Origin of the sequence: Neobacillus terrisolis (genome assembly GCF_051233475.1) — a bacterium.
GTDB lineage: Bacteria > Bacillota > Bacilli > Bacillales > Cytobacillaceae > Bacillus_BU.
Genome location: NZ_JBKFGH010000038.1, coordinates 50,964 through 66,057, shown reverse-complemented (window position 1 = coordinate 66,057; position 15,094 = coordinate 50,964). Strand labels below are relative to the sequence as shown.

Below are 15,094 nucleotides of genomic sequence, written 5' to 3'. Positions count from 1 at the left end.
CACGTCACCATGGACACCCTTGCGTTAAGCTAACCACTACAACTGCCTTCGTGGCTCGGGACTTACACCCTATAGACTGCACCCATGCCGGGCGCACAACATAAAAAACCGCTTAGTTTATGAACCAAGCGGTTTTATGTATTCAAATCCTTCTTTATTCAATATACCCTTTTCCTTTTAAATGCTCGTATGCTGCGTCTTTGCTTTCTTCTTTAATTTGATACTCAAGCTTATCTTCAACAACCTTGGCACATATTCCACCGAATGGCTTGAGCTCTGCTTTAACCTCTTTAATATCAAAAGAACCTTTTACTGGATATTTCACCTTCATACATCGTCACCTCCTATTTCTAATATAGGGAAACGAAAGATTACATTTCAGTGATAAAGATTACATTTTCTAAAAGATTAACCGAACGACCGTCCCTTGACCAACCTCTGATTTTATTTCTATTTCGTGACTAAGCTTGGCCACCACTTGTTTTACCAAATACAACCCCATCCCAGTCGATTCTTTAAACACCCGGCCATTTTCCCCTGTAAAAAACGGGAGAAATACGCGCGGTAAATCAGCTGCCGGAATTCCAACACCACGATCCCTAATTTCTAAAATGGGGTTATTTCCTTTAAAAAAAGCCGTTATCGTTATTCTTTCCCTTGTACCGGCCGAATATTTAATCGCGTTGGTTAATAGTTGATCGACGATGAACCTTAACCATTTCGAATCTGTTCTCACCTTGATGCCTCGATCCACTTTAACCTCTGGATACACATAATTACGAATAAAATAATGCTTATTTTCGATGACAACCTTGTCGATGACATCAACTAAACTTATTTCTTCAACAAAATAATCCTCTGTAAATGTATCTAATCTTGACGTGTACAAGGCCATTTCTAAGCCCTTCCGCATTCGATGAGTTTCTTCAGCAATGCTTTCAAATCGAGGATCATCCTCTCCTTGAATGATAAGTTCGATCACTGAAAGAGGTGTTTTCATTTGATGAACCCACTGATTCATAAAAGTAGTCCGCTCCTGCTGCTTTTCCTCCCAAAAGGATAACTGCGATTGATAATGCCGAAATTGATTTTCCGCAAATTGATCAAATGCGATTCCTAATGGTGTATAGTTGGTCTTTGTGATGGATTCTTCCAAAGAGTTTGGACTGTTCGAAAGTTTTTTGTAAAAAGCCGATTGACTTAAATAGCGAAAAAAAAGATAGGCTACTAGTCCACATCCCCATAGGAAGGCCGCATACCCAACTATTAAGAGATTATCAAACCCAGCAAACCAAAACACTAGCAAAATAATCACGATTTGAACAATCGAAAAATAGATGAATGGGAAATGATCACGTATAAATAACTTCATGGTTCTATTTTCCATGTCGGATTTATTCGATACCCTGCACCTCGAACCGTTTCAATTGCATCGATTATCCCTATCTCTAATAGTTTCTTGCGCAGTCTTGTCATATTAACACTTACCGTGTTGTCATCAACATAGGCCAGGTCATCCCACAATGTTTCAAGAATTTTATTTCGGCTCATCACACGAGGGTAACCACTTAAAAACATTTCTAACAGATCGGCTTCTTTCTTTGTTAAAGTAGCTTCCTTGCCACAAAATGAGACCTCTAACCGTTCAAGATACAAAACCAGACCTGCTAACTCAACCGTCCGCTCTACGGTTTTCGGAGCATATTCACCATAAACACGGCGCATATGGCTGCGAATCTTCGCCATTACAACTTCATAATGAAACGGTTTGGTTATGTAATCATCCCCGCCATTTTCTAACGCCATCACCTGATCCATGTCTCCGCCGCGTGCAGATAAAAAGACAATCGGACATGTTGAAACGGTGCGGATTTGGCGGCACCAAAAATACCCATCAAAAGTAGGGAGATTAATATCTAGTAAAACTAGATGGGGATCAAATTCTTTAAATTCGGTCAAAACTTGCTCAAAATCTTTAACTATTTTCCCTTTATATCCGTATTTTTCGATATACGAGTGAATCAGCTCAGCAATCTTGACATCATCCTCAATAATCAAAATTTTTTCCATAGCTGTCCCCCATTATTTTATTTTCTCATCTCTACCGCAATAAAAAGCCCTTTATAATATTTCTTCGTCTCAATGACTTCAAATCCTGATTCAAGAAAATGATGATAAGTATCCCTGTTTAAACAGCAGCCATCACAAATCCTTTTCCAAGTTGGAGTCAGCCAATCCTGCAGTTTTGCTAAAAACGGATGATCCATTTTTACATGCTCAAATAAAAGAATGGTTCCTCCTGGCTTACAGACCCTTTTTATTTCTGCTAAAGCTCTGTCTACCTCAGGAATCGTACAAAACACGAGTGTGGCGACAACGGAATCGAAGCTTTCATCGGCAAACGGCAAATGTTCAGCACCCGCTTTCACAATTTCCAGCGGGACGGCAGCTTGCGATTGCTTCTTACGGGATTGCATAATCATAGATTGACCTGATTCAATAGCCGTCACACTTTCTGCCATCCTATATAATGGAAAATTCACTCCAGTTCCCGATCCAATCTCTAGAACCTTTCCTTTTGCATTTTGTAACAATTCCATTCGAATCTTCATGAATTTATGACGTTCTAGCGGACCCATAAAAAAATCATACCATTTTGCGAAGGTACTGCTCACTATATGTTTCAACTCCGTAACGATTAAGTATTTTTAACGATAGAATATCTTTAATTGGTTTTAATACTGACGATATTATTAGCTCTGCAGAAACCAAAGGGCAATTCAAGTCTTTTTCAATTACTGACGCTATAATGTTTTATATTAATTTTATAATTATTTACAAAAAAGGTAAAACTACCTTAAGTGTATAATATTGGAGGTATGATTGAATGGAGTCTCAACATAGCATTCGTTTAACAGCCGCAAAACTCACAGCACTTTGGACCAATTATTTAGCTGATACGATGTCCATTTGTGTTTTTAAGTATTTCCATGAAAAAGTGGATGATACAGAAATCAAACCCATTCAAATCCATGCCATGAATATGTCTAAAGAACATATCGGAATAATTGAGAAAATTAGGTGAAGCGCTCTTGGTTGGATTTGGACAGGTTGCAAAATTACAAGAAATCCGTGAGTTTATGTTAAGAGGAAAAGAAATAGCCAAAAAACATTATAGGGTCTTCTCTAATTATTTTACAACAGATGATTTACCTGCACCAATGACTTGGGATCATGAAGTCGAAAATGAAACAAGCGCCCCTTTTTCTGATAAGTTAAGAATGCATCATGTTAATATGATCATTGCATCAGGAATCGGATACTACGTGGCTTCAATGGGAGCTTGCCAAAGAAGAGATATCATCGCTGACTATGCAAGACTTACAGCTGAAGCTGGGAAATATGCTGAAGATGGAATGAATATTATGATTAACCATGAATGGTGTGAACGTCCACCTCATGCCGCTGACCGTGATGAATTAATGAGATAATTAAAAGGTAATTTAGCACTTGCCAACTGGGCAGGTGCTTTTTATTATAAAATTTAGTATTAAATTTATCAAAAGGTGGTTTGTTTATGAATCCGTTCTCGAGACGAATGAAGCAACTACTAGAAATTCTCTTCATTTCAACCAAACTCGGACTGACATCATTTGGAGGACCAGTCGCTCATCTAGGCTACTTTCATAATGAATATATTCAAAAAAGAAAATGGATGGACGAAAAAGCTTATGCTGATTTAGTGGTTTTATGCCAGTTTCTACCTGGTCCGGCCAGCAGCCAAGTCGGCATTGGAATCGGAGTGATCCGCGGAGGAGTTTTGGGTGGAGTTATATCCTTTATTGGGTTTACGCTTCCTTCTGTCATGGTCCTGATGTTATTTGCATTCCTGCTTCAAGGATTGGATATTGGCAATGCTGGATGGATTCATGGTTTAAAAATTGTCGCGGTCGCAGTTGTAGCACAAGCAATAATCGGAATGGGACAAAAACTAACCCCCAATCTACCAACAAAAGCACTTGCATTATTCTCCATTGTCGGGACACTTTTATGGCATACTGCCTATTCACAGGTTATAGTGATCCTGATTTCCGGAATGATTGGATATTTCTTATTTAAACCAAATAATGAGTCCAGTAATGCTTCTGTCCAATCGTTTCCAATTTCACGACGTTTTGCGGTCTTATGTTTGTTTTTATTTTTTGGATTACTTTTTATGTTACCTGTCATACGTGAGTTTACCTCCTCACATTTGTTGGCAATATTTGATAGCTTTTATCGATCCGGTTCTTTTGTTTTTGGAGGCGGTCATGTCGTTCTTCCACTCCTAGAACGTGAATTAGTCCCAACCGGCTGGCTAAGCAAAGAAGAATTTTTAGCGGGATATGGTGCAGTTCAAACGGTACCAGGACCCTTGTTTACATTTGCCGCATACCTTGGTACTGCCATAAACGGATGGCAAGGCGGTGTCATTGCAACGATTGCGATTTTCCTGCCTGCCTTCCTGCTCATTTTCGGCACGCTTCCTTTTTGGAACTCACTCCGCAAGAGCCCAAAGGTAACCGGAGTGTTAATGGGTGTTAATGCCGCGGTCGTTGGTATTTTAATTTCTGCCTTTTATGATCCAATCTGGACTACATCCATCATATCACCAAAGGATTTTGCCTTTGCTGCCATATTATTCAGCCTTCTTACCTATTGGAAGCTGCCCCCATGGGTAATTGTACTAATAGGAGCGATAGTAGGGTGGTTAATGTAATCGTGTAAAGCTTTACACAACCTTGATGTTTATCTCTAATGGCCCTACGGTTTTCTACGTTCGCAATCGTAAGGCTTTTATTTTATCTTTAATTTCCCTATACCAAGTGCCATATTTTCATATAAAATATTTTTTACTGTTTTAAATTCACTTTCCTTGCACTTTATAATTAGGACAACCTCTGTAGTAGCAGCAGATTTTTTCTTTTTGCTTCGCTTATTATAAAAATAATCAATCGTGAAACCCATTATTGATCCTAATCCTAATCCAATTAAACCCCAAATTATCGGACCCCATGTTAATTCAAATCCAAATGATGCACCAAGAATAGAAAAGATTGTCGCCATTACTGCAGATAAATCAAATAAGCTAATTCCATCTGCACGATGAATGGTGTCAAGGAGCTTTGGCTGTTCATTTATTTTTTTAAGTGGAATAGCCACTATTTTTTCTTTTTCAATCCCCTGTTCATGCAATGTTATTAGAGCTAATTCCAAAAAAGCTGAATGCTCAAACGCAGAAATAACATGGATATGTCCCACATTTTCACTCCTCTTTGGACTCGAATAATTGCAAGTTCGATTTTTGATAATTTTTTTCCAAATACTGACTCTGCTCTTTCTTATACAATTTGTTGTATTCGACTGAAAGTACATACGCTTCAAAAGCCGAAAAGCAATAAATTGACGGTAAAAACAAAGCCCATTCTGGATCTAGAATTGCCCCCGCCTTATTAAAGGATCCCATTAAAGTAAATTGAACAGCTTCAAAGAAATTGGATAAATAGATTATAACAGTCGTTATACTAACGATAAAGAAACCGGTTGGAACTCTGTGAACGTATAAATTGCCAAGTCCAGGAAAAAGCAATGACCAAACTAAGGCATTCCAAGGATTTCGTTTATCTAAATAATTCAAAGCATAACCATTCATGATAAATGGAACAATTGGGGCTCTTTCGTTTTCTGCCAAAAGATAATGTTTGTTTAAATCCACTGTTTGCCGATAACTATCCCAAATACAGTGAATATAGATAGGGATATATAAAAACAGCATCTTAATATTAAGCACATCTTTAGCAAGTTCAAATTGTCCATTAAAAGAAAACACCATTGCTTCATTTAATCTTGAATGAACGTTAATAATGATTTCCCAAATTAACAAGATCAACCCTTTAACATAAATCCCCAGGCGAATATGCCCAAAACCGGGAAAGGCCGCCGACCACCAAGCTGTGACCCAAGGATTCCTTAAGTGGATATAGTTACTATTGAGAACGGATGTAAAATTATTGTATCGACGAATTTTTCTTGTAGCCGTTTCATTTTCCAAAAGAATGCAACTCCTACAAAATATCTGCTGTTTTTGTCTGCTACTTTCACTATCCAACCTCCGAAGTTCATCGGTTCCAAAATCCTACTGAATAACTCCAATTTCAGTGATGTTCACCTCAGATTCAACCTTTACGATTAGGTCCTGATAATGTGCTTTAGTCCACTTTTTCACATCGAGATTCCGTGTCCGGGTTTTTACAAACCGCCCTAACCCGACTGGGTCAATTTCTTGTTTTTGAAACTGTTTAATCATTTTAAGGCATTGTTGATTGATGTCTTTCTCAAACTGTTTTTGTATTTTTTTTACCTTAGCAGGCGTGAGGTCCCCTCCTGTAAATTCATTGATAATTCCATTAACTTTAACATGAATCACAATTTCCTCTGGTCCTCTTTTTGTAAGCTTAAATTGATGGGAAGATCGGATATCTCGAACTGCAGCGTCCCCTTCATCTATTTTGACCCTATGAAGGCCTTGGCTATATTTATCTACGAGAAGCTTGAAAAAAAACATTTTCTGAGGCGGAATCGTATCCACAATCTTGCCATACTTGAATAGACTAATCCCATTTAAACTAACTTTGGTCTTTGATATTTGTTTCAGACGAGGCATGAATGGTGTTTTACCGTCCTGATAAAAATCAAATAAAAAACGCTGCAGATTGGTTTTTGGAAGATCTTCTTCTTCCAAGTTGTGCTGGATTAGATCGAATATATGGGTGGCATTTCCTTTAATTCCGTATTCCCCCTCTAATAATTTCTTTGCTTTTCCATCTACTACCGCTAAATAGAGTCCTGAACCAACGCCAGGGTCTCTTTGAAACGGATCCACCAATTCAAGAATTCCATCCTTTTTCGCTAACTCTTCTCCAAATAAAACCACTTCTAAACTCCCAGTCACAATGGGGTCTGCAGCCTCTCGCTGCAAATCTTGAAAAATTGTCTTCTTCATATTTGATTCAGCGGTTAATGTTCTGTTCTTTGGTACTTGATCAGGTAAATAAACAGGGAAAATAATGGTTCCAACTATTCTCCCTTTTTCAGAATGATCAAATCCAATTCCGTTAATTAAATTTATATCATCCAAAATCTCTTTTTCGACACAACCATTAAGTACCAATAACGTACAAGCACATATAAAAATCCTATGAATGATTCCCACGATTTTTCACCTTCTGTGCAATTAAAGTAGCGGTAAATAACATCGGAATATAAACTAACGAGAAATAAAGGCCGAGTTTTCCGGTTAAATCCCCAAATAATGTGACTTGCTCTCTTGTAGTTAACAGGCTGGTACCTACTAAAACAAGTAAGACTAATACAGGTAAAGTTGTCTTTTGGCGGATCGAAAAAATCTGCTTGGCTAACCGACTGGCACACCAAAGCGATAAACTTACATTCGGGAGTGTAATGAAAAACCAATTTGCAATCCCAATATACTCAAATCGTTCTACAAAGGGGAGTTGGATAATTTTCCACATCGTTAAGGTGGCCCAAATATTTTTTTGAAGCTGCTCCTCAGAAAAATAGCTAAAGGTTAGAACCGCTAAATATATGTAAACAAAGGTAGAAAACATGTTGCCAAGCTGCGCAAATTTTCGAGATTTTTGTGGATTTTTTATAAATGGATAATAGAACAATAATACTTCGAACCCTAAAAAAGAAAATGTCATATCTCGGCTAGCTTTAAGGATGTCTTTCATGGAATGATCAAAGATTGGAAGTAGATTATTAAAATCAGCATAAGGTAACGTCAACAAAAATATTAAAAATATATAGGCTGGCAGGACAACAGAGTAAAAAGCAATTCCCGTAACTGTTCTAAACCCGCCATGAACGATATAGAGAACAACTAAAAGAAACACTAACGAAAACCAAAAAGTCTCAAGATCCGGAAACATCCATACCTGGATGATTTCAATATAACCTCGGACGACTGCTACCATCAGCATATAAAAATAGAGGATAAAAACCGAGCTAATCCATTTCCCGGCCTTGTTTCCTAACAGATAGCAATGAATCGAAACAATGTCACCGTCCACTATCGAGAGCATTTTATATATCATCCACACGAGAATGGAAATGACGGTTCCCGTTAAAATAATCGACATCCATGCGTCGTACCCAGCAGATTTCGCGATCGTTCTTTGGAAGCCGAGAATACCGATTCCAGTCTGTGCCCCGTGAACAATAAAAAATACGAAGAATGGAGAAATTTTTCTATTTTCCGGAATGGTTTGGCTCATGAACAAGTACCTCTATTCATCGATATCTCTATTTTCCTTCACAGATTTTGGATTAAAACGAATCGGTTGTTCTGTTCTTAAATATAAAGGCCGTTTTGCTTGCATGGTGAACGGCAAACGGATTAATGCATCCCTTACGTCTTGTTTTCGAAAAGGGAACAATGGTTCTAGAAACGGTCTGCCTAATGATGTTAGACGCAGAAGGTGGGTGGTCAATATACAAAAACACAAAACAATTCCTAACAGTCCCCATAGATTGGCAAAAAACAAAAATGGAAACCGAAGTAATCGAATCGTGTTGCCCATCCGATATACTGGGGTTGTAAAGGAAGCAAGTGCAGCCAGTGCAACAAAAATGAGCAAGATATTGCTTGTAAGACCTGCTTCTACGCTTGCTGTTCCGATCACAATCCCCCCAACGATACCGATTGTTTGTCCAACCTTTGTCGGCAACCGGGCTCCGGCTTCCCTCAAGAGCTCAATCGTTAATTCAAGAAACAAAGCTTCCAATATGGGCGGAAACGGAATCGCTCTTCGAGAAGCCACCAACGCATTCAATAAATCCTGGGGAATTAACTCAAAATGGTACGTTAGGGTCGCAACATAAACGGGTGTTACTAAAATGGAAAACGTGACAGCAAACAAGCGAATCAATCGAAAGAATGAGGCAATAATCCAATTTAAAAAATAATCTTCAAACGAGCTATAAAACTCAACTAACGTCGTGGGTGCAATTAATGCTTGCGGCGAACCATCAACGATAATTGCCAGTTTCCCTTCAGCCAGAATCGCCGCAACACGGTCAGGCCGTTCGGTATCCAAAAGCTGTGGGAACGGTGAATTTTGATTATCAGAAATGATTTGCACAATATAGGAACTATCGGTAATTTCGTCAAACTCAATACCTTTAATCCGCTGCCTGACGGTATTAACATTTTCGGTATTGGTGATTCCGTCTAAATATAATACTGCCACTCTTGTTCTTGAAAGTGACCCTACCGTAATTTCTTCGACAATTAGTTCTTTAACAGGGATTCTTTTTCGGACAAGGTTAATGTTTTGATCAAGCGATTCTACAAAGGCCTCTTTTGGCCCAAGCACACTAAATTCTACTTCTGGTAAACTAATATTTCGAACATATTCTTTCTTTGCGGCAAAGAAACAAAGCTTATTCTTATCACCCTTTAACGTTAATAAGACAAACCCGTTAAAGAGTTTTTCTTCAATACAAGAGTGATCCTCAGTAAAATGGATTTCGGGAATCGGAAGGATTTGTTTAACATCCTCAATAGAGTTAAATGGTTCTTCTAATAAAAAGGGTAAAGCATGCTCATGAATGATTTTTTCATCAACAAGCGTTGATACAAAGGTTAAACAGAAAGGTATGTTTGTTGATTTATTAATAAATTGAATCGATTTGTAATCATGCGATTTTTTTAAAATTTGTTCTAAGCTTTCCTTTTCTGTATTTTTTTTCTTGAATGGATTTAACATAATTGGTACTATCCCCTTATCGATAGAGAATACACATATTATTTCCGTAAATGGAAGGATTATCCCCTTCATGTTTGTGTTTCTTGACCCTCTCGATTAACAATGTTGAGGATATTAGAATGCGATTTTGAGGATTAGCCTCCCAATTAACTATTTCAGGGTACCTAGAGATGATTTTTGATCAGTGGGACTCTTTCACTGGCCACTTTGGGGCTTGCGGGATCGATTTTTGGTCCGTGAGACTCTTTCACTGGCCACTTTGCGCTTTGCGGGATCGATTTTTGGCCAGTGAAACTTTTTCACTGGCCACTTTGCGCTTTGCGGGACCGATTTTTGGCCAGTGAGACTCTTTCACTGGCCACTTTGTGCTTTGCGGGATCGATTTTTGGCCAGTGAGACTCTTTCACTGGCCACTTTGGGTATTGCGGATACGATTTTTGGTCAGTAGAACTCTTTCACTGGCCACTTTAGGCTTTGTGGGATCGATTTTTGGTCACTAAGCCTCCTTCACCGACTATTTTGGTACTAGACGAATTATTTTTATAGTCGCAACAAGCTAAATAATAAAAAAACTCCAAGCGTATGTACGCATGGAGATACTTAAACCTATTAAACTAATTCGCGGAGCCTTTTCAAAATACTTACAAAAACCTTTTCATTTATGGCCTCTTCCCATGCCCCATCACAGAATCGTTCCTGACGGACATAGTAGGTCAAAATCGCAGTTAATAACTCGAAATCGGCAGTGGGAATAGCAGCTTTAAAATTCTTATCCTGTACCTTTTCGTTCAAAATGGAAAAATAGTCACCATTTAACAAATCGGAATGATAGATCTCATCAATAAAACTGGTAAACTTACGATCATAATGAGGATATCCATGGGCAAAAAATTCTTTTTCCTGCTTTTCAGGTCCGACCCAAGAACAAATAGCATGGCGTTCATTCTCCAGGTAGGATATGGAATCAAATATCTTCTCGTATTTAGGCATTTTTAATCACCTCAAAAATATTACGATACCAAGTCTTTCGCGAATTTTCCTTACAAGTAACTGGTTTTACAGGCTTGTTAATAAAGAGCGTTTTCCCCGGTCTGAATGTTTCAAGGTACTGATGCAGTAATTCTCCTAGTTCTTGGATTTTACTGCTTTTTCTAACGGAAGCAGGAAAATAAATAAATTGATCAAAAGCGTTTTTTTCCTCCCCCGATACAACCTTGGCCAATATATAACCATAATAGAAATCGACCGGTAAAGGCACTTCCCTCTGATATGCTAACAACTCCTCAAAGACCTCTCCTGCCTTATGAAATTCATCCTCATGAATAAGCGCTATCGCCACATTGTATTGATTGTATATTTTTTGATAAAGGGGCAGTTTTGCGTTAACTTTGCCGATTTCATGATCGATATCGAAATCATTAAAGTCGTGGATTCTTTCCCATTTTTGCAACGCTTGATGAGGAAATCCCATAAGAACATAGGTTAAACCAAGTGCCCACATCACTTCAGAGAAATTTGGATAGTCTTCTCCAATTTCTTCAAGATAGGCTGTTCCCTCTTCATACATCTCATTTTGAATATATACTATAGCAAGATTATACAGCTGATCCCATTTATCCATTGACTTCCTCCAATCTAATTAGATTTTTTAGTTTGCAGGTCTATACTGGATTGTTCATTTTGTTGTAATGGCTTTTCCTGTATCTCGCTTTCACCTATAACAATAGGTTTTAATTCTAAGAGTCTTTTTTTAAATTCCTGTATGTATTCACTTTCTTTATTCATCAATAAATTCCCTCCGGAACAGTATGCAGGTACAAAACAGAATTAAATAATACTATTCCTAGTTTAACACAAACCTCTTTTTTTTGAGCCTGAATTACCCCCTCCTATTCATTACATGATATATTTCCGAAAATTCTCTGTCAGATAATCTAACACAAAAGTTGAAGGCATGATTCCCCCTCGATATACTTCAAACTAACAACTACATAAGATGTTCTTTATTTTCAAAAAGAACGACAATGCTCTCTAGGGTTCCGTTTAAAATTTCCCCCTTTAAAGTCTGGTCCGAGAGAGAGCGTACAGCACAGTCTGTATACACGGAGGGAGAAAAGCCCGGGAGAATTTCCTAAAAAATTCTTCCGGGCTTTTCTCTTTTTCCTGATAATTAGGAAAAGGGTGATGGGAATGAAAGGACAACCAACTCTAGCTAGAACGCTAAAACTTCACCAAATCGTCTTTATGGGCCTCGCTTGGATGACACCGATGATTTTTTATACTGTCTACGGCGTGGCCAATGAAGCAGCCGATGGAATGATGGCAGCTGCTTATGTGATAGCTTTTCTAGCGATTTTCTTTACCGCATACAGTTACAGCCGCATGGTTAAAGCTTATCCAATTTCAGGTTCTGCCTACACGTATACAAAAAGGGCGATTCATCCTCGGGCAGGCTTCCTGGTTGGCTGGGCTCTCCTGTTGGATTATATTTTTTCTCCGATTATTGCGATTCTTACCTTTGGAATCTTTATGAACACTGAATTTCCAAAGGTTCCTGTTTTTGTCTGGATCATCATCATGAATATTGTCCTTGCGCTGGTCAATATAATAGGCATCAAATCCGTAGCCAGTGTAAGCGGCCTGTCTGTTTTGATTCAAATTGGCTTCATTCTTCTCTTTTGTATTCTGACCGCAAAAGACGTACTGACAGGTAATACTGCTGCGGAATCATTATTTTCTTTAACTCCGTTTTTTGGTGAGGATGTTTCATTCAGTGCTGTATTTTCAGGAGCAGCCTTAATCTGCTTCTGTTTTCTTGGATTTGATGCAGTAACAACAATGGCAGAGGAGACGATAGATGCGAAACGGACGATCCCTAAAGCGATTTTTCTGATTGTTCTGATTGCTGCATCCATGTATATCGCAATAGCATATTTAACACAAGTGGCTTATCCAGATTTCACCTTTACGAACCCGGATAATGCAGCATATAGTCTCGTTCAGCTCGTCGGCGGGAATCTATTAAGTACAATCTTTATCATGGTGCTGATTATTGCCACCTTTACCCAGGGCGTTTCCTCTGTTACAAGTGTCAGCCGCTTCCTTTATGCATTAGGAAGAGAATCGATTTTGCCTGAGAAGCTTTTTACATCGCTTCATCCAAAATATCAAACACCTGTTGCCAACATTTTATTTGTTGCCGTCATCTCGATGTCAGCAGTTTTTATTAATCTTGATTCAGCCGTGATGTTTGTCAGTTTCGGAGCATTAACTGCCTTCACTTTTGTGAATTTGTCGGTTGTATCGCATTACTACATAAAAGGAAAACGACGTTCAGCGAAGGATACTTTTTTATATCTCGTCTTCCCTCTTATTGGGGCAGGTTTTATTGGCTGGCTCCTCACCTTGCTTGATAAAAACACATTGACGATCGGGGCTATCTGGGTCGCAGTTGGTATCGTTTACCTTTTTATTAAAAAGGAATGGTCAAGAATGAACACAACGAAAATTGACATGGCCTCTGTAGATCAATACAGCAAAAACTATGTTAGATAATCTAACAGACTAGTTGTTTCCATTTAAATCTAACGATTATACTAAAAACAACACTACCACCACTAATGTTTTTATATTGGTTTCCACAATGCGTTGGAAACAAAAAGCTGTCTAGGGTTCCGTTTAAAGATCAATAAGCAGGGTGTTATCTTAAATAACACATTTTGCTTAGGAATTTCTTTAAAGCCTGGTCCGAGAGAGAGCGTACAGCACACCTGCTGTATACACGGAAGGATAAAAGCCTGGGAGATTTAAATCTCTCTGTCTTTTATCCTTTTTTTATTCAAAAAACAAGGAGGAAATCTAAATGAACACAACTTCAGCTTTCATTTTATCCAAAACAATCCCAGAAGGCGGCAAATGGTCTAGCCGGATTGCCCGAGGAAAAAAGTTAACCTTTACCGCATTACAGGATGGCGCTAACGTCTCCCTCCTTTTTTATAACGCAAATGACCTCAGCGAACGCTATAACATGCCTGATACGTTAAAAGCACAGCACACAGCTCATTTAACAACCGGTAATGTCCTCATGAGTGATAACGGCCGTGTTCTTGCCAGTATTATTCAAGATTCACTTGGCTGGCACGATACAATCTCAGGCTATAACACAAGAACTCAAATAGATGAAAAGTATGGAAAAACAACCTACCAAGATTGCCGCAACGATTGGTACCGAAGCGGTGAAGAAAATTTAGCAGTTGAGTTATTTCGAAATGGGTTAACAACACGTGACCTTGGACCGGTATTAAATTTATTCTCCAAAGTTTACTGTGATGAGGATGGCAACATGCAGTTTGTTGCTGGTCACGCAAAAAAGGGGGATACGATCACTCTCAGAACGGAAATGGATGTGCTAATGGTGGTATCCAATACACCAAACCCGCTCAATCCAAGTCGCACATACCCTTCCACCCCAATCAACTTATCGATTACCGATGCCGAACCGTTACAGGAGGATGATGTTTGCCTTAATCATCGTCCAGAAAACCGACGGGCATTTGAAAATACTTGGGATTATCTACTACTGACAAAAGGAGGAAGTCTATAATGGCAGTTTTAAACTATGTGAAAAGTGATCGAAAAGTCGAAGAGGCCTTTTATAATAAAACGATTCTCGCTGGAGACGGCTGGACCTATATGCTCGACCCCGGTCAGGTGTTACGGATTGTCGATTTAGGTGGCAATCAAGCAGCTGACACCCTTTTCTATAATGCAGATAATTTGGCTGATCACTACAGTGCTGTTAATACCATTCAACAACAAGGAAATGTGTATTTGTCTACAGGGTCCGTCCTGTTATCCGAATCCAGAACCGAACTCGTAAAAATCATTGCCGATACGTGCGGTCGCCACGATACACTTGGCGGAGCGTGTTCTGCGCAAAGCAACACGGTACGATATTCCCACGATACTTTGCCAATGCATAACTGCCGCGACACCTTTATGCTGCAGTTGTCCAAATACGACAGCCGATTTTCAAAAAGAGATCTTGCTCCAAACGTCAATTTCTTTATGAATGTACCTGTAACACCTGATGGCGGTTTGACCTTTGCGGACGGTGTTTCCTCCCCTGGCTTATACGTTGAAATGCAAGCAATTAATCGAACCATTGTCGTCATCAGTAATTGTCCGCAGCTCAACAACCCGTGCAACGCCTATAATCCAACACCGATTCAGCTGTTGATTTGGAATAACTAATCTACAAGGAG

Annotated in this window: 18 protein-coding genes and 2 riboswitches; of the genes, 6 read left to right on the top strand and 12 right to left on the bottom strand. The window is 38.8% G+C overall.

The features are described 5' to 3' along the window. Nucleotides 1-154: 154 nt before the first annotated feature. The 4 genes from ACI48O_RS20340 to ACI48O_RS20325 form a co-directional block, all read right to left on the bottom strand. Nucleotides 155-331, bottom strand: a complete 177-nt coding sequence (locus ACI48O_RS20340) for a hypothetical protein (protein ID WP_435563662.1) — start codon at nt 329-331, stop codon at nt 155-157. Between the two features lie 69 nt (nt 332-400). Continuing rightward, nucleotides 401-1,372 (bottom strand): sensor histidine kinase, encoded by a 972-nt coding sequence (locus ACI48O_RS20335; protein WP_435563661.1) that lies wholly within the window; start codon nt 1,370-1,372, stop codon nt 401-403. Beyond that, nucleotides 1,369-2,070: a response regulator transcription factor gene (locus ACI48O_RS20330; protein WP_435563660.1), complete on the bottom strand. Its 702-nt coding sequence runs from the start codon at nt 2,068-2,070 to the stop codon at nt 1,369-1,371. The genes ACI48O_RS20335 and ACI48O_RS20330 overlap by 4 nt, the downstream gene beginning before the upstream one ends. A gap of 17 nt (nt 2,071-2,087) precedes the next feature. Continuing rightward, nucleotides 2,088-2,675 (bottom strand): class I SAM-dependent methyltransferase, encoded by a 588-nt coding sequence (locus ACI48O_RS20325; RefSeq protein ID WP_435563659.1) that lies wholly within the window; start codon nt 2,673-2,675, stop codon nt 2,088-2,090. A 212-nt stretch (nt 2,676-2,887) separates the two neighbouring features. On the opposite strand from ACI48O_RS20325, the gene ACI48O_RS20320 reads away from it, so the two are divergent. The 3 genes from ACI48O_RS20320 (at nt 2,888) to chrA (ending at nt 4,759) form a co-directional block, all read left to right on the top strand. Continuing rightward, nucleotides 2,888-3,085: a DUF3231 family protein gene (locus ACI48O_RS20320; protein ID WP_435563658.1), complete on the top strand. Its 198-nt coding sequence runs from the start codon at nt 2,888-2,890 to the stop codon at nt 3,083-3,085. A 7-nt stretch (nt 3,086-3,092) separates the two neighbouring features. Next, nucleotides 3,093-3,491, top strand: coding sequence for a DUF3231 family protein (locus ACI48O_RS20315; protein ID WP_435563657.1), 399 nt, complete (start codon nt 3,093-3,095; stop codon nt 3,489-3,491). Nucleotides 3,492-3,577: 86 nt separating this feature from the next. Continuing rightward, nucleotides 3,578-4,759 (top strand): chromate efflux transporter, encoded by a 1,182-nt coding sequence (gene chrA, locus ACI48O_RS20310; RefSeq protein WP_435563656.1) that lies wholly within the window; start codon nt 3,578-3,580, stop codon nt 4,757-4,759. Nucleotides 4,760-4,836: 77 nt separating this feature from the next. On the opposite strand, the gene ACI48O_RS20305 is transcribed toward chrA, so the two are convergent. The 8 genes from ACI48O_RS20305 to ACI48O_RS20270 all read right to left on the bottom strand — a co-directional run bounded on the left by ACI48O_RS20305 (nt 4,837) and on the right by ACI48O_RS20270 (nt 11,618). Further along, a complete protein-coding gene (locus ACI48O_RS20305; protein WP_435563655.1) occupies nt 4,837-5,301 on the bottom strand; it encodes a hypothetical protein in 465 nt (154 codons plus the stop codon). Nucleotides 5,302-5,305: 4 nt separating this feature from the next. Beyond that, the gene (locus ACI48O_RS20300; RefSeq protein WP_435563654.1) at nt 5,306-6,091 is read right to left on the bottom strand and encodes a hypothetical protein; all 786 of its coding nucleotides are present in this window, start codon (nt 6,089-6,091) and stop codon (nt 5,306-5,308) included. Between the two features lie 84 nt (nt 6,092-6,175). Continuing rightward, the gene (locus tag ACI48O_RS20295) at nt 6,176-7,252 is read right to left on the bottom strand and encodes a Ger(x)C family spore germination protein (protein WP_435563653.1); all 1,077 of its coding nucleotides are present in this window, start codon (nt 7,250-7,252) and stop codon (nt 6,176-6,178) included. Then, on the bottom strand, nt 7,236-8,336 hold the full coding sequence (locus ACI48O_RS20290; RefSeq protein ID WP_435563652.1) for a GerAB/ArcD/ProY family transporter: 1,101 nt from the start codon (nt 8,334-8,336) through the stop codon (nt 7,236-7,238). Before ACI48O_RS20290 ends, ACI48O_RS20295 begins: the two co-directional genes overlap by 17 nt. 12 nt (nt 8,337-8,348) lie before the next feature. Further along, on the bottom strand, nt 8,349-9,830 hold the full coding sequence (locus ACI48O_RS20285) for a spore germination protein (protein WP_435563651.1): 1,482 nt from the start codon (nt 9,828-9,830) through the stop codon (nt 8,349-8,351). Nucleotides 9,831-10,439: 609 nt separating this feature from the next. Continuing rightward, nucleotides 10,440-10,820 (bottom strand): DUF6508 domain-containing protein, encoded by a 381-nt coding sequence (locus ACI48O_RS20280; RefSeq protein WP_435563650.1) that lies wholly within the window; start codon nt 10,818-10,820, stop codon nt 10,440-10,442. Then, nucleotides 10,813-11,451 (bottom strand): tetratricopeptide repeat protein, encoded by a 639-nt coding sequence (locus ACI48O_RS20275; protein ID WP_435563649.1) that lies wholly within the window; start codon nt 11,449-11,451, stop codon nt 10,813-10,815. The genes ACI48O_RS20280 and ACI48O_RS20275 overlap by 8 nt, the downstream gene beginning before the upstream one ends. A gap of 14 nt (nt 11,452-11,465) precedes the next feature. After that, nucleotides 11,466-11,618 (bottom strand): hypothetical protein, encoded by a 153-nt coding sequence (locus ACI48O_RS20270; RefSeq protein WP_435563648.1) that lies wholly within the window; start codon nt 11,616-11,618, stop codon nt 11,466-11,468. A gap of 232 nt (nt 11,619-11,850) precedes the next feature. Continuing rightward, nucleotides 11,851-11,957: riboswitch (guanidine-I (ykkC/yxkD leader) on the top strand. A gap of 63 nt (nt 11,958-12,020) precedes the next feature. Between ACI48O_RS20270 and ACI48O_RS20265 the strand changes: the two genes are divergently transcribed. From ACI48O_RS20265 to ACI48O_RS20255, 3 genes are all read left to right on the top strand, one after another. Then, a complete protein-coding gene (locus ACI48O_RS20265) occupies nt 12,021-13,385 on the top strand; it encodes an APC family permease (protein ID WP_435563647.1) in 1,365 nt (454 codons plus the stop codon). A gap of 100 nt (nt 13,386-13,485) precedes the next feature. Continuing rightward, a riboswitch (guanidine-I (ykkC/yxkD leader) is annotated at nt 13,486-13,636 on the top strand. A 56-nt stretch (nt 13,637-13,692) separates the two neighbouring features. Continuing rightward, nucleotides 13,693-14,433 (top strand): urea amidolyase associated protein UAAP1, encoded by a 741-nt coding sequence (locus tag ACI48O_RS20260; protein ID WP_435563646.1) that lies wholly within the window; start codon nt 13,693-13,695, stop codon nt 14,431-14,433. Next, nucleotides 14,433-15,083 carry an urea amidolyase associated protein UAAP2 gene (locus tag ACI48O_RS20255; protein WP_435563645.1) on the top strand — a complete coding sequence of 217 codons (651 nt, stop codon included), beginning with the start codon at nt 14,433-14,435 and terminating at the stop codon, nt 15,081-15,083. Before ACI48O_RS20260 ends, ACI48O_RS20255 begins: the two co-directional genes overlap by 1 nt. Nucleotides 15,084-15,094 lie beyond the last annotated feature (11 nt).